The sequence below is a fragment of the Streptomyces sp. NPDC057638 genome, assembly GCF_042800315.1.
GTDB lineage: Bacteria > Actinomycetota > Actinomycetes > Streptomycetales > Streptomycetaceae > Streptomyces.
Map to the genome: position 1 here is coordinate 1 of NZ_JBHVHF010000169.1, position 17,393 is coordinate 17,393.

At 72.6% G+C, this 17,393-nt stretch carries 18 protein-coding genes; 3 read left to right on the forward strand and 15 right to left on the reverse strand.

Going from position 1 to position 17,393, the window contains the following annotated elements; genetic code table 11:
• Positions 1 to 46: 46 nt before the first annotated feature.
• The 14 genes from ACFVIM_RS21820 to ACFVIM_RS21885 all read right to left on the reverse strand — a co-directional run bounded on the left by ACFVIM_RS21820 (position 47) and on the right by ACFVIM_RS21885 (position 14,291).
• Positions 47 to 802, reverse strand: a complete 756-nt coding sequence (locus tag ACFVIM_RS21820) for a sirohydrochlorin chelatase (RefSeq protein WP_384303673.1) — start codon at positions 800 to 802, stop codon at positions 47 to 49.
• 10 nt (positions 803 to 812) lie between these two features.
• The gene (locus ACFVIM_RS21825; RefSeq protein WP_384303675.1) at positions 813 to 1,910 is read right to left on the reverse strand and encodes an ABC transporter permease; all 1,098 of its coding nucleotides are present in this window, start codon (positions 1,908 to 1,910) and stop codon (positions 813 to 815) included.
• On the reverse strand, positions 1,897 to 2,700 hold the full coding sequence (locus ACFVIM_RS21830; RefSeq protein ID WP_384303703.1) for an ABC transporter ATP-binding protein: 804 nt from the start codon (positions 2,698 to 2,700) through the stop codon (positions 1,897 to 1,899). Before ACFVIM_RS21830 ends, ACFVIM_RS21825 begins: the two co-directional genes overlap by 14 nt.
• Before the next feature lie 101 nt (positions 2,701 to 2,801).
• Positions 2,802 to 3,911: an aliphatic sulfonate ABC transporter substrate-binding protein gene (locus ACFVIM_RS21835; RefSeq protein ID WP_384303677.1), complete on the reverse strand. Its 1,110-nt coding sequence runs from the start codon at positions 3,909 to 3,911 to the stop codon at positions 2,802 to 2,804.
• A gap of 210 nt (positions 3,912 to 4,121) precedes the next feature.
• Positions 4,122 to 5,459 carry a sulfate adenylyltransferase subunit 1 gene (locus ACFVIM_RS21840; RefSeq protein WP_384303679.1) on the reverse strand — a complete coding sequence of 446 codons (1,338 nt, stop codon included), beginning with the start codon at positions 5,457 to 5,459 and terminating at the stop codon, positions 4,122 to 4,124.
• Positions 5,460 to 5,461: 2 nt separating this feature from the next.
• Positions 5,462 to 6,370 carry a sulfate adenylyltransferase subunit CysD gene (cysD, locus tag ACFVIM_RS21845; RefSeq protein ID WP_384303681.1) on the reverse strand — a complete coding sequence of 303 codons (909 nt, stop codon included), beginning with the start codon at positions 6,368 to 6,370 and terminating at the stop codon, positions 5,462 to 5,464.
• Entirely contained in the window at positions 6,367 to 6,984 is a 618-nt protein-coding gene (gene cysC, locus ACFVIM_RS21850; protein WP_384303683.1) for an adenylyl-sulfate kinase, read from the reverse strand. Before cysC ends, cysD begins: the two co-directional genes overlap by 4 nt.
• On the reverse strand, positions 6,984 to 7,706 hold the full coding sequence (locus tag ACFVIM_RS21855) for a phosphoadenylyl-sulfate reductase (RefSeq protein WP_384303685.1): 723 nt from the start codon (positions 7,704 to 7,706) through the stop codon (positions 6,984 to 6,986). The genes cysC and ACFVIM_RS21855 overlap by 1 nt, the downstream gene beginning before the upstream one ends.
• A complete protein-coding gene (locus ACFVIM_RS21860; RefSeq protein WP_384303705.1) occupies positions 7,703 to 7,927 on the reverse strand; it encodes a hypothetical protein in 225 nt (74 codons plus the stop codon). The genes ACFVIM_RS21855 and ACFVIM_RS21860 overlap by 4 nt, the downstream gene beginning before the upstream one ends.
• On the reverse strand, positions 7,924 to 9,621 hold the full coding sequence (locus ACFVIM_RS21865; RefSeq protein ID WP_384303687.1) for a nitrite/sulfite reductase: 1,698 nt from the start codon (positions 9,619 to 9,621) through the stop codon (positions 7,924 to 7,926). Before ACFVIM_RS21865 ends, ACFVIM_RS21860 begins: the two co-directional genes overlap by 4 nt.
• A gap of 197 nt (positions 9,622 to 9,818) precedes the next feature.
• Complete coding sequence (locus tag ACFVIM_RS21870; RefSeq protein ID WP_321167512.1) at positions 9,819 to 9,902, reverse strand: putative leader peptide; 84 nt, start codon at positions 9,900 to 9,902, stop codon at positions 9,819 to 9,821.
• A gap of 257 nt (positions 9,903 to 10,159) precedes the next feature.
• Positions 10,160 to 10,723 (reverse strand): GNAT family N-acetyltransferase, encoded by a 564-nt coding sequence (locus ACFVIM_RS21875; protein ID WP_384303689.1) that lies wholly within the window; start codon positions 10,721 to 10,723, stop codon positions 10,160 to 10,162.
• Positions 10,724 to 10,926: 203 nt separating this feature from the next.
• A complete protein-coding gene (locus ACFVIM_RS21880) occupies positions 10,927 to 12,243 on the reverse strand; it encodes a GAF domain-containing protein (protein ID WP_384303691.1) in 1,317 nt (438 codons plus the stop codon).
• 413 nt (positions 12,244 to 12,656) lie between these two features.
• Positions 12,657 to 14,291, reverse strand: coding sequence for an acyl-CoA dehydrogenase family protein (locus ACFVIM_RS21885; protein WP_384303693.1), 1,635 nt, complete (start codon positions 14,289 to 14,291; stop codon positions 12,657 to 12,659).
• Positions 14,292 to 14,308: 17 nt separating this feature from the next.
• Between ACFVIM_RS21885 and ACFVIM_RS21890 the strand changes: the two genes are divergently transcribed.
• The 3 genes from ACFVIM_RS21890 (at position 14,309) to ACFVIM_RS21900 (ending at position 16,592) form a co-directional block, all read left to right on the forward strand.
• A complete protein-coding gene (locus ACFVIM_RS21890; RefSeq protein WP_384303695.1) occupies positions 14,309 to 15,523 on the forward strand; it encodes a YihY/virulence factor BrkB family protein in 1,215 nt (404 codons plus the stop codon).
• Positions 15,520 to 15,735, forward strand: a complete 216-nt coding sequence (locus ACFVIM_RS21895; protein WP_384303697.1) for a hypothetical protein — start codon at positions 15,520 to 15,522, stop codon at positions 15,733 to 15,735. Before ACFVIM_RS21890 ends, ACFVIM_RS21895 begins: the two co-directional genes overlap by 4 nt.
• Before the next feature lie 161 nt (positions 15,736 to 15,896).
• Complete coding sequence (locus ACFVIM_RS21900; RefSeq protein WP_384303699.1) at positions 15,897 to 16,592, forward strand: helix-turn-helix domain-containing protein; 696 nt, start codon at positions 15,897 to 15,899, stop codon at positions 16,590 to 16,592.
• 44 nt (positions 16,593 to 16,636) lie between these two features.
• On the opposite strand, the gene ACFVIM_RS21905 is transcribed toward ACFVIM_RS21900, so the two are convergent.
• Positions 16,637 to 17,050: a VOC family protein gene (locus ACFVIM_RS21905; RefSeq protein WP_384303701.1), complete on the reverse strand. Its 414-nt coding sequence runs from the start codon at positions 17,048 to 17,050 to the stop codon at positions 16,637 to 16,639.
• Positions 17,051 to 17,393: the final 343 nt, after the last annotated feature.

The window sequence follows — 17,393 nt, forward strand, 5'->3', positions numbered from 1 at the left end:
GCCCCCTTCGGTGGATGGTTCCCCAGCGGTGTCCGTACGGACGGACTCAGCCGACCCGCAGCGCCGGGGCGGCGGCACGGGCCTCGTCATACCGGGTCAGCAGCAGCCGGGCCAGCTCCGGCGAGGGGCCCAGCGGCTCGGCCAGGACATCCGCCGCGTGCGCGGCGGACGCGATCCGGTCCGGCAGCCGCCCCGGGGCGATGACGCAGGGGGACACCGCCACCCTCGTACAGCCATCGGCCCGCAGCGCGTCCACGACGGTGTCGGGACGCGGCAGGGCCGCGGAGGCGAACGCGGGTCGCACGGCGCACCAACCGGCGCGCCGCAGCTCCCGCGCCGTATCAGCGAACACCGCGCCCGCCTCCGGGTCGGTGGAGCCCGCCGCCGCCAGGACCAGGCCGGTCGTGGAGCGGTCGGACGGGCGGAGACCGGCCTCCCAGAGCCTGCGCTCCAGGGCGGCCAGCAGCAGGGGCGAGGGCCCCAGCACCCCGGCACGCCGGATCCGCAGCCCCGGCAGCCGGGCCGAGGCATCGCGCAGCACGGCGGGGATGTCGTGCTTGGCGTGGTAGGCGCGGGTCAGCAGCAGCGGCAGCGCGATGACGTCGGTGACGCCCTCGGCCGCCAGCCGCTCCAGGACTCTCGGCACGGTCGGCGCGTCGAAGTCCAGGAACGCCGTCGCCACCCGGACCCCCGGGCGCTGCGACCGTACCCGCCGGGTGAGGGCGTGGACGGTCGCGGCGTGCCGGGGATCACGGCTGCCGTGGGCGATGACCAGCAGAAGCGGACGTGCGGGGTGGTTCATGGACGGTGGCTCACTTCTTGACGAGCAGCCCGCGGCCCCGCAGGATCGCGCGCTCCACGGGGGAGAAGACCAGCAGATCGATGGCGATACCGACGAGCAGGATCAGCAGGATCGCCAGGAACACCCCTGGCATATCGGAGTTGTTCCGCCCGTTCTCCAGCAACTGCCCCAGACCGAGCCCCAGATCGGGCGAGGAGGCGATGATCTCCGCCGCCATCAGGGACCGCCAGGAGAAGGCCCAGCCCTGCTTGAGTCCGGCCACATAGCCGGGCAGGGCGGCGGGCATCACGATATGCCAGGTGCCGCGCAGCCCGGTGGCGCCGAGGGTGCGCCCGGCCCGCAGGAAGAGCGGGGGGACCTGGTCCACGCCGGAGACCAGCCCGTTGGCGATCGACGGTACGGCTCCGAGCAGGATGACCGCGTACATCATCTGGTTGTTCAGACCGAGCCAGATCACGGCGGGCGGCACCCAGGCCACCGACGGCAGGGACTGGAGTCCGGAGAGGATCGGGCCGATCGCCGCGCGGACGAACCGGACCCGGGCCACCAGCAGTCCCAGCGGGGTGCCGATGGCGAGCGCCAGCAGGAAGCCGAGCAGACCACGCGAGACGCTGGTCCACACCACTTCCAGCAGGGTGCCTTCCATCCAGAGCCGGGCGAGGCTGTCCCACACGGCGAGCGGCGCCGGGAGGCTGCCCTCGTCGGTGACACGTGCCGACACCAGGATCTGCCAGACGGCGATCACCAGGGCGACCGCGAGGATCGGCGGGAGCACCTTGCGCACCAGCACCTCGCGCACGGGGGTGCGGTGGGAGACCACCGCGTCCAGCGCGTCGAGACCGGCGCCCAGACCCCCGAGGTCGGAGGTGGCGCCCGTGGACCCGGCGGAGGAGTCCTTGGTGAGGGGCGTGCGGGCCCCGGGGACGGCCGCGGTGGTGTCGGCGCTGGTCTCCGTGGCGTCGGCCGACCCCGTCGTGGCCCCCGTGCCACGGCCGTCCGTCACGCCCCGCCCCTGCCCGTCGTCGGATGTCGTGTCCGTGCCCGTATCCGGCACGCCGTCCCGCTCGGCCGTCGTGCCCCGCGAGGCCGGGCTGTCAGTGCTGCCCATGTCGGCGGATCTCCCCCCGTAGTTGCTCGGTGATCTCGATGGACAGCTCCGCCACGGCGGCGTCCTCGATACGGCGCGGATGCTCGATGCCGACCGTCCACTCCCGGGCGATCCGACCGGGCCGGGAGGAGAGCAGCACCACCCGTTCGGCCAGCCGCACGGCCTCGCGGACGTTGTGCGTGACGAAGAGGACCGACAGTTCGGTCTCCCGCCAGATCCGGGTCAGCTCCTCATGGAGCACATCCCGGGTGATGGCGTCGAGCGCCGCGAACGGCTCGTCCATCAGCAGTAGTTGACTGTCCTGGGCGAGCGCCCGCGCCAGCGCCACCCGCTGGCGCATCCCGCCGGACAGCTCATGGACCCGCTTGCCGTAGGCGCCGCCGAGCCGGACCAGCTCCAGCAGCCGCTCGGCCTCGGGACGGCGCTCGGCCTTGGGCACCCCGCGCAGCCGGAGTGCCAGTTCGACGTTCTTGCCCGCCGTCAGCCAGGGGAACAGCGCGTGCTCCTGGAACATCAGGGCGGGCCGCCCACCGGGGGTCTCGATCGACCCCGCGGTGGGCGCGTCCAGCCCGGCGACCAGATTGAGCAGCGTGGACTTGCCACAGCCCGACGCCCCCAGGAGGGTGACGAACTCGCCCGGCGCGACATCCAGCGTGATGTCGTCCAGGACGAGCTGGCTCCCCGCCGGTCCGGTGAAGGACTTCGAGACATGCTCGATACGGGCGGCGTGCCCGGCCGTCGCACGGCCGGTGGCCCGCTCCTGTGTCAGGGTGTCGGCCACGGTCGTCACCTCCTGGGGTTTCGCTGTGTGCTGGGTTGGACGGACGTACGGAACGGTGGGTGAGGAACCCATGCGTACGATCCGGAATCTCGGTAACCGGTGGTACGTGACTACTTGACGCCCAGGCCCGCGTCGGCGGCGGCGGGCTTGCCCTCGGCCGTGAGGACCTTGTTCAGCGTGCTCAGGTCGTAGATCCCGGCGAGGTCGGGCTGCTCCAGCAGCCCCGCCTTCACCGCGTGGTCGGCCTGCGCCTGGAGGGTGGCCGCCAGCGGGTCATCGGTGAACTGGATGGACTGCCAGGCCGGGTCGATGATCTCGGCGGGCAGTTCCTTGCCGGTGAGCGCCTTCAGCTTGGCGTTGGCGGAGGTCTTGGCCCGGTCCGGGTTGGAGTTGATCCAGGCGTTGGTCTTCACCGAGCCGCGCACCACGGCCTCCACGACGTCCGGGTGCTCCTTGAGGAACTTCTGGGCGACGATGATGTGGGTGATCACGAACTTCTTGCCGGGCCAGATCGTCGCCTCGTCCAGCAGCACCTTGGCGCCCTGGGCGACCAGCCGGGAGGCGGTCGGCTCCGGCACCCACGCGCCGTCGATGGAGCCCGACTTGTAGGCGTCCGGGGTGATCTTGTTGTCGGTGCGGACGACGGAGACATCGCCCTTGCCGCTCTGGGCGTCGGTCTTCCAGCCCCGCTCGGCTATCCAGTTGAGGAAGGCGACGTCCTGGGTGTTGCCGTGCTGCGGGGTGGCGATCCGCTTGCCCTTGAGGTCGTCCAGGGTCTTGATCTTCTTGGGGTTGACCACCAGCCGCACCCCGCCGGAGGCGGAACCGGCGACGATCCTCAGGTTCTTCCCCTTGGACTTGGTGTAGCCGTTGATGGCGGGGGAGGGGCCGATGAAGCCGATGTCGATGGAGCCCGCGTTCAGCGCCTCGATCTCGGACGGACCGGCGTTGAAGGTGGTGGACTTCAGCTTCGTGCCGCCGAGCTCCTTCTGGAGGATGCCCTCCTGCTCCCCGACCAGGGCGGTGGCATGGGTCAGATTGGGGAAGTAGCCGAGGCGCACCGCGTCGGCGGAGAGCTTCTCGCCCTTCGCGGCGGTGGCGGAGGCGTCGTCCTCCTTGGCCTTGGAGCCGTAGCCGCAGGAGGCGAGTGCCCCGATCAGCAGCGGCAGGACGGCGGCGGCGGTGGCGCCGCGACGCAGGGAGGTACGGATAGCAGGCACGGAGGGAGTTCCTCTCGTCGGCCCCGGCGCGCGCGTGTCGTATGGGCGGCGGCCGGGACGGTGGTGGCTAAGTGCTGTCTTCGCGGGTGGTGCGGGTGGTTCGGAGCGGTTATCGCGCACATCGCACGACACCCCCCGAGCCCGCGCCGAGGGTGCCGCTGCCCACTCGGCCACCCTCCTTCGCGAAGGTCGCGAACGCGTCGGTCATATCTAGAAGTCCCAGCCCTCGCTGTCGGTGCTGTTGGTGTTCTCGGTCGTCGGGGTGGTGGCGAAGGAGTCCCCGGCCATGCCCGCCGCCAGGGTGGTGCCGTCGGCCGGGTCGATCAGCAGGAAGGACCCGGTGCGGCGGGAGTCGGCGTAGGAGTCGAGCGCGATCGGCTCGGCGGTACGGATCTTGACCCGGCCGATGTCGTTGGCGACCAGCCGCCCCGGCTCCGGGTGCTGGGAGAGGTCGTCCAGGGTGAGCCGGGACGGGATCTCCCTGACGATCGCCTTCACCGTGCGGGTGGTGTGCTTCAGCAGCACCCGCTGGCCCACCGTGAGCGGCTCGTCGGCGACATGGCAGACGGTGGCCTCGATGTCCTGGCTGCTCGCGGGCGCGTCATCGCTGGGCACCAGCAGGTCACCGCGGGCGATGTCGATGTCGTCGTCGAGCAGCAGCGTCACCGACTGGGGCGTCCAGGCGATGTCGACGGACTCGCCCAGCAGATCGATGCCGCTGATCCGCGTCGTACGCCCGGACGGCAGGACGGTGACCCGCTCCCCGACCCGGAAGGTGCCCGCGGCGATCTGGCCCGCGTAGCCCCGGTAGTCGGGGTGCTCGGCGGTCTGCGGGCGGATGACGTACTGGACCGGGAAGCGGGCGTGGCAGTCGGTCAGGTCATGGCTGGCCGGGACGGTCTCCAGGTGCTCCAGCACGGTCGGGCCGCCGTACCAGTCCATGTGCGCGGAGGGGTCCACCACGTTGTCCCCGGCCAGGGCCGAGATGGGGATGGCGGTGACCTCCGGGACGCCCAGCTCGCGGGCGTAGCCGGTGAACTCCTCGGCGATGGCGGCGAAGACGTCCTCGCGGTAGCCGACGAGGTCCATCTTGTTGACCGCGAGGACCACGTGCGGCACCCGCAGCAGCGCGGCGACGGCGGCGTGGCGGCGGGTCTGCTCGACCACGCCGTTGCGGGCGTCGACCAGGACCACGGCCAGCTCGGCGGTGGAGGCGCCGGTGACCATGTTGCGGGTGTACTGCACATGACCGGGGGTGTCGGCGAGGATGAAGCGGCGGCGGGCGGTGGCGAAGTAACGGTACGCCACGTCGATGGTGATGCCCTGCTCCCGCTCGGCCCGCAGCCCGTCGGTGAGCAGCGCCAGATCGGGGGCCTCCTGGCCCCGGGAGCGCGAGGCGTGCTCCACCGCCTCCAACTGGTCCGAGAGCACCGACTTGGAGTCGTGCAGCAGCCGCCCCACCAGCGTGGACTTACCGTCGTCGACGGAGCCCGCGGTGGCGAAACGCAGCAGGGTGGTGGCCGAGAGCGGGTCGCTCGTGGTGGTCATGATTAGAAATACCCCTCGCGCTTGCGGTCTTCCATCGCGGCTTCGGAGAGCTTGTCGTCGGCCCGGGTGGCGCCGCGCTCGGTGAGCCGGGAGGCGGCGATCTCGGCGATCACGGCGCCGAGGGTGACGGCGTCCGAGTCGACGGCGCCGGTGCAGGACATGTCGCCGACCGTGCGGTAGCGCACCTGGCGCCGTTCCACCGGCTCGGACTCCTTCGGGCCGCCCCAGTCGCCCGCGGTCAGCCACATGCCGGAGCGGAGGAAGACATCGCGCTCATGGGCGAAGTAGATCTCCGGCAGCTCGATCCGCTCCCGTTCGATGTACTGCCACACATCCAGCTCGGTCCAGTTGGAGAGCGGGAAGACCCGGACATGCTCGCCGGGGGCGTGGCGGCCGTTGTAGAGCTGCCACAGCTCGGGCCGCTGACGGCGCGGGTCCCACTGGGAGAACTCGTCCCGCAGCGAGAACACCCGCTCCTTGGCGCGCGCCTTCTCCTCGTCCCGCCGTCCGCCGCCGAAGACGGCGTCGAAGCGGTGCTCCTGGATGGCCTCCGTCAGCGGGACGGTCTGGAGGGGGTTGCGGGTGCCGTCGGGGCGCTCGCGCAGCTTCCCGCTGTCGATGTACTCCTGTACGGAGGCGATGTGCAGCCGCAGCCCATGCCGGGCGACGGCGCGGTCGCGGTAGTCGAGCACCTCGGGGAAGTTGTGCCCGGTGTCCACATGCAGCAGCGTGAAGGGCAGTGGCGCGGGCGCGAACGCCTTGAGCGCCAGATGGAGCATGACGATGGAGTCCTTGCCGCCGGAGAAGAGGATCACCGGCCGCTCGAACTCGCCCGCCACCTCGCGGAAGATATGGACGGCCTCGGACTCCAGCGCGTCCAGGTGCGACAGGGCGTAGGGGCTGTCGGTCACAGGAGACCCTCCTCGTTGAGCAGCGCGTACACGGCTGCCGCGGACTCCGGCACGGTCTGGTGCTGGGACTCGATCCGCAGATCCGGCGTCTCGGGCTCCTCGTACGGGTCGTCCACCCCGGTCAGTCCCTGGATCTCGCCCGCCGCCCGCTTGGCGTACAGGCCCTTCACATCGCGCACGGAGCACACGTCGACCGGGGTGGCCACATGGACCTCCAGATAGCGGGTGCCCTCGGCGGAGTGGTGCTTGCGCACGGCCTCACGGCTGTCGGCGTACGGGGCGATCACCGGGACCAGCACCGTGACCCCGTGCGAGGCGAGCAGCTCGGCGACGAAACCGATCCGCCGTACGTTGGTGTCGCGGTCGGCGCGGCTGAAGCCGAGACCCGCCGAGAGGAACTCGCGGATCTCGTCGCCGTCGAGCACCTCCGCCCGCCGGCCCTCGGCGCGCAGCCGGTCGGCCACCGCGCGGGCGATGGTCGTCTTGCCCGCGCTCGGCAGCCCGGTGAGCCAGATGGTGGCTCCAGTCACGTCGTTCACTCCCGTGGTCGTTGGCGTGGTCGCGGTCGGCTGCTCGTCCCCGTGGGGCGTCACCCCGTCCCTGTGGGTCGTCATCAGCCGTGCAGCCCGCATTCCGTCTTGGCCCGGCCCGCCCAGCGGCCCGCGCGGGCGTCCTCGCCCGCCGCGACCCGGCGGGTGCAGGGGGCGCAGCCCACCGACGCGTACCCGTCCATCAGCAGCGGGTTGGTGAGCACGCCGTGCTCGGCGACATAGGCGTCCACATCGCCCTGGGTCCAGCGGGCGATGGGGGAGACCTTGACCTTGCCCCGGCGCTCGTCCCAGCCGACGACGGGCGTGGTGGCCCGGGTGGGGGACTCCTCGCGGCGCAGCCCGGTCGCCCAGGCGTCATAGCCGCCGAGCCCCTGCTCCAGCGGCGCCACCTTCCGCAGGGCGCAGCAGAGATCGGGGTCGCGGTCATGGAGCCGGGGACCGTGCTCGGCGTCCTGCTCGGCGACGGACTGCCGGGGGGTGAGCGTGATCAGCCGTACGTCCATCACGGCCTCGACCGCGTCCCGGGTGCCGATGGTCTCCGGGAAGTGGTAGCCGGTGTCGAGGAAGACGACATCGACGCCGGGCAGGGCGCGCGAGGCGAGATGGGCGACGACGGCGTCCTCCATGGAGGACGTGACGCAGAAGCGGGGGCCGAAGGTGTCGGCGGCCCAGCCCAGGATGGCGAGGGCCGGGGCGTCCTCCAGCTCACGCCCGGCGCGCTCGGCCAGCTCCCGGAGGTGCCGCGGGTCCCTGGCCGGGTCGGCGCCTGGATCGGTGGCCGTCATATCGCGTCCTCTCCCGTTCCGGTTCTGGTCTCAGTTCCGGTTCCATGAGCGGTGCCGTGTCCGGCGGCGGGGGCCAGTCCCCGGGCGAGCAGACCGAGGAACTTCACCTGGAAGGCGCGGTTGCACGCGGCGCACTCCCAGGCGCCGTGGCCCTGCTCGTTGGGGCGCAGGTCCTCGTCACCGCAGTAGGGGCAGTAGAAGGGGGCGGCGCGCTGGCTCATGACAGCGACTCCGCGGAGGCGCGGGCCGCCCAGGTGGCGAAGCGCTCGCCGTCCTCGCGCTCGGCCTGGAAGCGGCGCACCACCCGCTCGACGTAGTCGGGCAGTTCGTCCGAGGTGACCTTCAGCCCGCGCACCTTGCGGCCGAAGCCGGGCTCAAGGCCCAGGGCGCCGCCGAGGTGGACCTGGTAGCCCTCGACCTGGTTGCCGTCGTCGTCGAGGACGAGCTGGCCCTTGAGACCGATGTCCGCGACCTGGATCCGGGCGCAGGCGTTGGGGCAGCCGTTGATGTTGATGGTCAGCGGCTCGTCGAACTCCGGGAGACGGCGCTCCAGTTCATCGATGAGCGAGGCGCCCCGGCCCTTGGTCTCCACGATGGCGAGCTTGCAGAACTCGATCCCGGTGCAGGCCATCGTGCCGCGCCGGAACGGGGAGGGGGTGACCCGCAGGTCGAGCGCCTCCAGCCCGGCGACGACCGACTCGACCTGGTCCTCGGCGATGTCCAGCACCAGCATCTTCTGCTCGGCGGTGGTACGCACCCGGCCCGAGCCATGGGCCTCGGCCAGCTCGGCGATCTTGGTGAGGATGGTGCCGTCGACCCGGCCGACCCGCGGCGCGAAGCCGACGTAGAAGCGGCCGTCCTGCTGCCGGTGCACCCCGACGTGGTCCCGCCAGCGCTCCACCGGCTGCGCGGGCGCGGGCCCGTCGGCGAGCTTGCGCAGCAGGTACTCGTCCTCCAGCACCTGCCGGAACTTCTCCGGTCCCCAGTCGGCGACCAGGAACTTCAGCCGGGCCCTGGTGCGCAGTCTGCGGTAGCCGTAGTCGCGGAAGATGCCGATGACACCCTCGTACACATCCGGTACGTCCTCCAGCGGCACCCAGGCACCCAGCCGCACCCCGATCTTGGGGTTGGTGGAGAGCCCGCCGCCCACCCACAGGTCGAAACCGGGGCCCAGCTCGGGGTGGTGGACACCGACGAACGCGATGTCGTTGATCTCGTGGGCCACATCCAGCAGCGGCGAGCCGGAGATCGCGGACTTGAACTTGCGGGGCAGGTTGGAGAAGTCCTTGTTGCCGACGATCCGGCGGTAGATCTCGTCGATCGCGGGGGTGCCGTCGATGATCTCGTCCTCGGCGATGCCCGCGACGGGCGAGCCGAGGATGACCCGGGGGGTGTCACCGCACGCCTCGGTGGTGGAGAGCCCGACGGCCTCAAGACGCCGCCAGATCTCCGGCATGTCCTCGATCCGGATCCAGTGGTACTGGACGTTCTGCCGGTCGGTGATGTCGGCCGTGCCCCGGGCGAACTCCTGCGAGATCTCGCCTATCACCCGGAGTTGACCCGTCGTCAGACGACCGCCGTCGATCCGCACCCGCAGCATGAAGTACTTGTCGTCCAGCTCCTCCGGCTCCAGGATCGCGGTCTTGCCGCCGTCGATCCCGGGCTTGCGCTGGGTGTACAGACCCCACCAGCGCATCCGGCCACGGAGGTCGGCGCCGTCGATGGAGTCGAATCCGCGCTTCGAGTAGATCGTCTCAATACGTGTCCGCACATTGAGACCGTCGTCGTCCTTCTTGGTCTGCTCATTGGCGTTCAGGGGCGTCATGTGCCCCACGGCCCACTGTCCCTCACCGCGGTGGCGTCCGGTGCGGCGGCGTGGCGCGGCGGGAGCGGGCTGGTCGGGCGTGGCGGCCATGGCGATGTGTCCTTCGGACGGCAGGGGACGGCGGAGGCGACGGGTGTTTTCGGGCAGCGCACTCGTCCACAGGCGCGACGGTGCGCGGACGGGAGTCTCAGGATGCGGACTACAGCGGCGGCGGCGCCGGGGAACCGGCGGCGTGGGGCGCCGCGGGATTCGTGGGGCAGAGCGTGGAAGTGCGGGCTGTCAGGCTGTCAGCAGGCGGGACAGATGGCGCTGGACACGCGGACGAGATCGACGTGCCGCCGACTCACCAAGGCAATTCCAGCTTCAGACATGACGGAAGCGTGTCACGGGGATCGGACGCCAGTCCACCGTTATCCGGATACTGGACAATGATGTCTCGCCTAGCGAGATGGGGTGCTGTTGATCACATGTCCGGATCCCGCCGCACCCCCTGCGGGGTGCGCGGAGTGTGGGTCTCGCTCTGGTGGCGGCGGGTCCAGCTGTCGCGGGCGTGCGGGTTCCTGCCCACAAGGGGGCGGAACCCGCGTGCCCATGAAGCGGTGGGACCCGGGGTCGCGCGGGGGAGTGGTCAGGGGTGGGAGCCGGGCCAGGGGCCCGGGGTGGGGGTGGGGGACGTGGGGGCGGTGGTGGTGTCGTAGAGGGAGAAGCCGCGGCGCAGGTAGTTGTCCATCGCGTGCGGCCCGTCGTCGGAACACGTGTGCAGCCACACCCGCTTCGTCGCCGCCACCCCCTCGTGCCGCTCCCCCAGCTCCCATGCCCGCGCCACCGCGTACGAGAGCAGATGCCCCCCGATCCGCCGTCCCCGGAACGCGGGGATCAGCCCGAAGTAGACGATCTCCACGGAGCCGTCGCCGTCGGCCGCGAGTTCCGCGTACCCGGCCGGGGTGCCGCGTTCATACGCCACCCAGGTCTCGGTTCCGGGGCGGGCGAGGGTTTCCTCCCACTCGGCGTAGGTCATGGCCAGACGGTCGGTCCACAGGACGTCCCCGCCGACGGCCGTGTACAGGAAGCGGCTGAACTCGGGCGACGGCACCTCGGCGCGCTCGGTCCGTACGCCGTCGGGCGCGGGGACGGGGGGAGCGGCGTCGGGGGAGGTCTGCTCCAGGTACCAGGTGGTCACGGTGTTGCTCATGCGGTCAGGGAATCACGCGGGCACGGCCGGGCCCAAGGGCTGGCCTGGTCGGGACGGCAGTGGCATCCCTCACGTGCCGGGGCCGTGCCGGGGCCGTGAGGGGACGGTGGCGGGGGCTGCGGCGGGGCCGTGAGGGGGGCGTGGTGCGGACGGTCCAGCAGCCTGTCCGGTATCCGGACAGGAGGGCGGTGGCCCCGCCCGGGTCAGGGCTCCGGCGGCGGGCCCGGCGTCGCCACGGCGTCCGTGCTGCCGGTGCTGCCCCTGCTGTCTGCGTTGTCTGTGTTGTTTGGGCTGTCCGGGCTGTTCGCGCACTCCGTGCCGCCCGGGGCGATCAGATCCACCCGTACGCCTTCCGTGAAGCGGTAGGGGCGACTGGAGAGGACCGGTGCCAGCAGGCGGCGCAGCCGGGAGAACTCGGCGCGGACCGTCACCGTGCGCGTGGCGTCCGCGAAGATGTCCCGGGCCAGCTCCGCCGCCGTGCGGCCCTCCGGGTGGAGCGCCAGCGCGTACAGCACTTCCGCGTGGCGCGGGCTGAGCTCCCGGGTCCAGCCGCCCGCCTGCCCCCGTACGGTCACCAAGGGAGCCCGGGGCTTGCTGAGGTCCAGCACCACCCGGGCGGCGTGGAACTCGGTCGCCGGGTCCGCCACCCGGATCAGCCAGCCGCCGGGCAGGGGCTCCACCGCGCACATCCCCAGCGACGGCAGCCAGCGCGCCCCGCCCGAGAGGTCCTTCGGCAGTGCGACCCGGCCCGGTGGCGGCATCCCGACCACGGCGGCGGGCCAGCCGTTGGCGTCCACGGCGACCGCCCGCCCGCCGAGCCTGCCCAGCAGCGGTGAGGCCACCCCGCGCAGCAGGTCCAGCGCGGCGAAGTGGCGCTGGCGCAGCTCGGCCTCCGCGAGCCGGGTGACGGAGGTGACCAGGGCGAGGGTGGCCGGATGCAGGGTGGACAGGGGCCCGCTGACGGTGACGGCACCGATCAGCCGACCGTCACGGGGGTCGGTGACGGGGGAGCCCGCGCAGGTCCAGGTGGTGTGCGCGGTGACGTAGTGCTCGCTCGCGTGGACCCGGACCGGCCGCCGGGTCACCAGCGCCGTACCGGTGGCGTTGGTGCCGATCGACTCCTCCCGCAGATCCGCGCCGAGCACGAAACCGTGGGTGTCCGCTTTGCGCAGCACGGTCGCCTCGCCCTCCCGCCAGAGCATCCGCCCGTCCGCGTCGGCGACGACCATGACATGGCGGGCGGACTCGGCGATCGAGACCAGGCTGCTCCGCAGCACCGGCAGCACCTCGCCGAGCGGCGATCCGGCCCGGCGCCGCTCGGTCTCCGCCCGGGGCAGCGGCCGGGGCGACGCCGGGACCGTGCCGGGGTCGAGCCCTTGCCGCAGCAGCCGGCACCAGGAGTCGGCGATCTCGGCCCGTGGCGTGGCGGGCCGTCCGCCGTGGTCCGCCCGGAGCAGCCGTACGGCGGCGCCGGGGTCCATGGCGGCGAGCACGGCCGGGTGGAGGGGGGTGGACTGCACTGCGGGCCTCCTGCGCGGTGGTGCGACGTCAAGGCTGCAACCCCTTGCAACCGTCGCGAAGAGGTGGTCGTGCGTACGAAGGTGTGCAGCGCGAGGGGTGGTGCCGTGTCGGCGCGGCACCACCCCGAGCATGATCATCTACGACGGCGGGCCCGCGCGTCACGCCCCGGCCTCCCGTCCCTGTAAGCCGCCGCCCACGCCCCGGCCTCTCGTCCTCGTAAGCCGTCGCCCGTGCCATGGCCCGCCGTCCCCGTAAGCCGTCGCTCACGCCCCGGCCTCTCGTCCTCGTAAGCCGTCGCCCGTGCCATGGCCCGCCGTCCCTGTAAGCCGCCGCCCACGCCCCGGCCTCTCGTCCTCGTAAGCCGTCGCCCGTGCCATGGCCCGCCGGGTCGGTCCGTGGCCGTCCGCGTCGCTCACGCCACCGGGCGGGCCCGCTCCACCACGGCGCCCAGGGCCAGGGAGTGCGGCAGGGTGCCGAACGCCGCTCCCCAGTCGCCGCCCAGGCGGGAGGCGCAGAAGGCGTCCGCCACCTCGGGTGGGGCCCAGCGGACCAGGAGGGAGCCCTGGAGGACCAGGGCCATGCGTTCGACCAGCCGGCGGGCCCGGGCCTCCACGCCCTCCAGGTCGGCGAGTTCGGTGAGCAGGTCCTTGATCGCGCCGTCGAGCCGGTGGTCGGCGCCCCGGGCCCGGCCGACCTCCTGGAGGAAGGCGTCGAGTGCGCCGGGCTCGCGCTGGAGGGCCCGCAGGACGTCCAGGGCCTGGACATTGCCCGAGCCCTCCCAGATGGAGTTGAGCGGTGACTCGCGCAGCAGCCGGGGCATCCCCGACTCCTCCACATAGCCGTTGCCGCCGAGACACTCCAGGGCCTCACCCGCCAGTGGTGTGCAGCGCTTGGTGACCCAGTACTTGGCGGCGGGCACGGCGAGCCGGGCGAAGGCGCGCTCCGCTTCGGTACCGGAGTCGTAGGCGGCGGCCAGTCGCAGCCCCAGGACCGTGGCGGCCTCGGACTCCAGTGCCAGATCGGCCAGGACGTTGCGCATCAGCGGCTTGTCGATCAGCGGGCCGCCGAACGCCGAGCGGTGGGCGGTGTGGTGGATCGCCTGCGCCACCGCCTGGCGCATCAGCGCGGCCGAGCCCAGCACACAGTCCAGCCGGGTCGCGGCGACCATCTCGATGATGGTGCGCACTCCCCGGCCCTCCTCGCCCACCCGGCGGGCCCAGGTGCCGTCGAACTCGACCTCGGCCGACGCGTTGGACCGGTTGCCGAGCTTGTCCTTGAGCCGCTGGATCCGGAAGACGTTGCGGGTGGCGTCGTCGAGGACCCGGGGCACCAGGAAGCAGGTCAGTCCGCCGGGCGCCTGGGCCAGCACCAGGAAACCGTCGGACATCGGCGCGGAGCAGAACCACTTGTGGCCGGTGAGCAGGTACTCGCCGTCGGCGGTCAGGGGGGTGGCGGCGGTGGTGTTGGTCCGGACATCGGTGCCGCCCTGCTTCTCGGTCATGCCCATGCCGAAGAGCGCCCCGGGTTTCGCCGCGCCGGGCAGCAGCTCCGACTCGTAGATCCGCGAGGTCAGCCGGGGCTCCCACACCGCCGCGAGCCCGGGGTCGGCGCGCAGCGCGGGCACGGCCGCGTGGGTCATCGACAGCGGGCAGCCGTGGCCCGCCTCCGTCTGCGACCACACCAGGAAGGCGGCGGCGCGCCGTACGTGGCCGTCCGGCCTGCCCCAGGCGTCGGTCAGGCCCGCGCCGACGGCATGGCCCAGCAGCCGGTGCCAGGCCGGATGGAACGCGACCTCGTCGATCCGGTGGCCGTAGCGATCATGGGTGCGCAGCACCGGGGGGTTCTCGTTGGCCAGCCTCCCCCACTCCTGTGCCTGCGCCGAACCGGAAGCCTGTCCCAGCTCGCTCAGCTCGGTGCGGACCAGGTCGCGCCGCTCGGGTGAGACATGCCGTTCCACGGCTTCCGACAGGGCTCGGTCAGCTGTGTACACGTCATAGCCCACCAGGGGCGGAGCCTGGTTGGTCACTGTGTGGGTCTCTGCTGCCATGCCGATACGGTAAGGAGGTGCAGGCAGCAAATGAAACACCTGAGCGGCCATCGGGTCGGCTACACCGGGCTCGCGTCCTCTATCGCAACGTTTCCAAACGGAAGATGGCGTGGCTGCTCCTCAAGGACACGGTCAACTCGTGCATCGAGTACAGAATCCTCGGACTCGCCGCCGAAGCCGCGTTCTTCACCCTGCTGTCGCTGCCGCCGCTGATGCTCGGCCTGCTCGGCCTCCTCGGCTACATCGACGACTGGACCGACACCACCACCGTCGCCTCCATCGAGAAGAACATCCTCACGGCGGTCGGCACGGTCCTGTCCGACCGGGGGGTCAACGACATCGCCCGGCCCCTGCTGGAGGACGTCACCCACGGCGGACGGCCCGACCTGATCTCCATCGGCTTCGCCATCGCCCTGTGGTCCGGCTCGCGCGCGGTGAACGTCTTCATCGACACCATCACCGTGATGTACGGCCTCGACGGCCAGCGCGGCATCGTCGCCACCCGGCTGCTCGCGTTCCTGCTGTACCTGGTGGCGCTGCTGATCGGCGCGGTGGTGCTGCCGCTCGCGGCGGTCGGGCCCGATCAGGTGGTGGAGTGGATGCCCTGGGGCACCACCCTCGTGTCGATCCTGTACTGGCCCGTCGTCAGCACCCTCTCCATCGCCTTCCTCACCACGCTGTACCACGTCTCCGTGCCGGTGCGTTCGCCCTGGGTCGAGGACATCCCCGGCGCGCTGGTGGCGCTGGGGATGTGGGTGCTCGGCAGCTTCCTGCTGCGGATCTATCTGACCAGTCAGGTCGAGGGCCCCACGATCTACGGATCGCTCGCCGCGCCCATCGCCGTCCTGCTGTGGATCGGTATCTCCGCCTTCGCCGTCCTGGTCGGCGCGGCCGTGAACGCGGCCATCGACCGGGTCTGGCCGTCGGTCGCCACGGCCGCCGCCCGCGCCGCCAACGAGCGGGTCCGCGCCGCGCAGGCCGCCGAGGTCCTCGCGCGGGCGCGCGCGGCCCACCTCTTCGACGTCGATGACGGCGGCTTCGGCGATGACGGGGACGACGGCGACGACGGCGACGATGACGGGGTCGGCGGCACCGGGGACATGCCCTCCGAGTTCCCCGAGCGCTGGTCCCGCTTCCTGCCCCCGGACGATGTGCGCTCCCGGCTGCACGCGGGCCGCGAGAACCACCGCTCACCCGATGACGGCCCCGGCCCGGCGGACGGCCACGCATGAACCTTTCGGCCGGTCGCCGCGCCGGTCCCCGCCGCGGCTTCGCCGGGGCCGTCGGTCCCGTCGTCGGTGGTTCGGCTCAGCGGTCGGCGAGCGCTCGCCACGGGGCGTACGAGAGGTACGGGGCGTACGAGAGGTACGAGGCGTACGAGGCGTACGAGGCGTCCCGCCCGGTCCCGGCGGTGAGCGCCTCCGCCGAGGAGCCCCGCCGGTGACCACTCCCTCCGGCGAGGAACGGACGGTGAGCCCCTCAGGCGAGGAAGGCGCGGTGAGCGCTTGCCTGGAGGAACGGTCGGCAACCCCGCCCCCGGATCGACGCGCGGCAGCCGCTGCCCCGGACGGACGCGCGGCAGCCGCTGCCCCGGAGGCAGGCGCGGTGACCGCCCGCTACGAGGAGCGCCCCGCCGCCCTCCCCGGCGCCGTGCTCTGGCGCGCCGTCGGCGCGGGCGGCCCGGTGCTCCCCGACGGCTGTATGGACCTGCTGTGGACCCCGGGGCAGCTCCTGGTCGCCGGACCCGACACGCGCGCCCACCGGACCCCGCCCGGCACCCCGTACGCGGGCCTGCGTCTGCCGCCCGGCGCCGCCCCCGCCCTCCTCGGCGTCCCCGCGCACGAACTGCGCGACCGGCGCGTGCCGCTCGCCGACCTCTGGGGCGAGCGCCGGACCCGCCCGCTCGCCGCGCGGGTGGACGCGGCACCGGACCCCGCCGCCGCCCTGGAGGCGCTGGCGCTGACCCTCGCCGCCGTCCCGGACGGTGCCCCCGACCCCCGGACCGCCGAGATCGTCCGCCTCCTGGCGGCGGGCGCGACGGTCGCGTCCGCCGCGTCGACCGTCGGCCTCGGCGCCCGCCAGCTCCACCGGCGCTCCCTGCACGCCTTCGGCTACGGCCCCAAGACCCTCGCCCGGATCCTCCGCCTCCAGCACGCCCTCGCCCTGCTCCACCAGGGCCGTCCCCTCGCCACCGCCGCCGCCGTCTCGGGCTACGCCGACCAGCCCCATCTGGCCCGCGAGACACGCGCCCTGACCGGGATCACCCTGACGGCCTACCGGGTGTCGCGGGGACTGGGCTGACGGTCCGGGTCCGGAGATCGTGGTAGCCGACCCGCCAGCCGCCCTCACCGGTCGGCGAAGAGCTGGACCGTACCGCCGTCCGGGTCGAGGAGCAGGGCGTAGCGCTGACCCCACACCGCGTCCCAGGGCTCGCGGCGGCCGCGGTGTCCCGCCGAGGTGAGCCGGGTGTAGAGGGAGTCCACCTCCGCCGGGGTCGCGCAGCGGAAGGCGAGGGCGGCGCGGTCGTCGCCGGAGGAGGGGGTCCAGTCGGGGTCGTAGGAGCGGACGGTCTCCTCGGTGTCGAAGAGCAGCCGCAGACCGCCGGGGAGGGCGGCCTCCACATGGGGGGCGGTGTCGGCGTCGGCGGGCAGTTCCAGTCCGAGCAGCCGGTAGAAGGCGAGCGAGGCGGCCATGTCGGAGACGGTCAGGCCGATGGCGTCGAGGCGCGGGGCGGGTGCCGGTGTGTGCGGTGCGTTCATGGCGTCACGGTAGAGCGGCGGGGGTCTGCCCGGCTTGAACGAATCGGACCTGGCCGTACGGGTGATCTCGCGCCCCGCAACGCGTGTCCGACACCGTACGGCCCACCGGTCACTGGGTAGAGAGGGGCATCAGGGCACAGGGGGAGTGTCCGCACCCCACCGGAAGGACCCGAACGATGACCACGCGCCCCACCGCCCCGGGTGGCGGACACCACCGCTTCCGTACCGTCGCGGCCGCCCTGTGCGCGCTCGCCGTCCTTCCGGCGGGGGCCGCCGTCGCGGGGGCGGGCGCGCCGCCCGATCCCGGGCCGCCGTCCGCGCACGGGCCCGCGCCCGTGCCGAC

What these genes read in the sequence shown, in the direction of transcription:
- ACFVIM_RS21820 (WP_384303673.1), bottom strand. Translation starts at nt 802, where the DNA reads ATGAACCACCCCGCACGTCCGCTTCTGCTGGTCATCGCCCACGGCAGC.
- ACFVIM_RS21825 (WP_384303675.1), bottom strand. Translation starts at nt 1,910, where the DNA reads ATGGGCAGCACTGACAGCCCGGCCTCGCGGGGCACGACGGCCGAGCGG.
- ACFVIM_RS21840 (WP_384303679.1), bottom strand. Translation starts at nt 5,459, where the DNA reads ATGACCACCACGAGCGACCCGCTCTCGGCCACCACCCTGCTGCGTTTC.
- cysC (WP_384303683.1), bottom strand. Translation starts at nt 6,984, where the DNA reads ATGACGACCCACAGGGACGGGGTGACGCCCCACGGGGACGAGCAGCCG.
- ACFVIM_RS21855 (WP_384303685.1), bottom strand. Translation starts at nt 7,706, where the DNA reads ATGACGGCCACCGATCCAGGCGCCGACCCGGCCAGGGACCCGCGGCAC.
- ACFVIM_RS21860 (WP_384303705.1), bottom strand. Translation starts at nt 7,927, where the DNA reads ATGAGCCAGCGCGCCGCCCCCTTCTACTGCCCCTACTGCGGTGACGAG.
- ACFVIM_RS21865 (WP_384303687.1), bottom strand. Translation starts at nt 9,621, where the DNA reads ATGGCCGCCACGCCCGACCAGCCCGCTCCCGCCGCGCCACGCCGCCGC.
- ACFVIM_RS21870 (WP_321167512.1), bottom strand. Translation starts at nt 9,902, where the DNA reads ATGTCTGAAGCTGGAATTGCCTTGGTGAGTCGGCGGCACGTCGATCTC.
- ACFVIM_RS21875 (WP_384303689.1), bottom strand. Translation starts at nt 10,723, where the DNA reads ATGAGCAACACCGTGACCACCTGGTACCTGGAGCAGACCTCCCCCGAC.
- ACFVIM_RS21885 (WP_384303693.1), bottom strand. Translation starts at nt 14,291, where the DNA reads ATGGCAGCAGAGACCCACACAGTGACCAACCAGGCTCCGCCCCTGGTG.
- ACFVIM_RS21895 (WP_384303697.1), top strand. Translation starts at nt 15,520, where the DNA reads ATGAACCTTTCGGCCGGTCGCCGCGCCGGTCCCCGCCGCGGCTTCGCC.
- ACFVIM_RS21905 (WP_384303701.1), bottom strand. Translation starts at nt 17,050, where the DNA reads ATGAACGCACCGCACACACCGGCACCCGCCCCGCGCCTCGACGCCATC.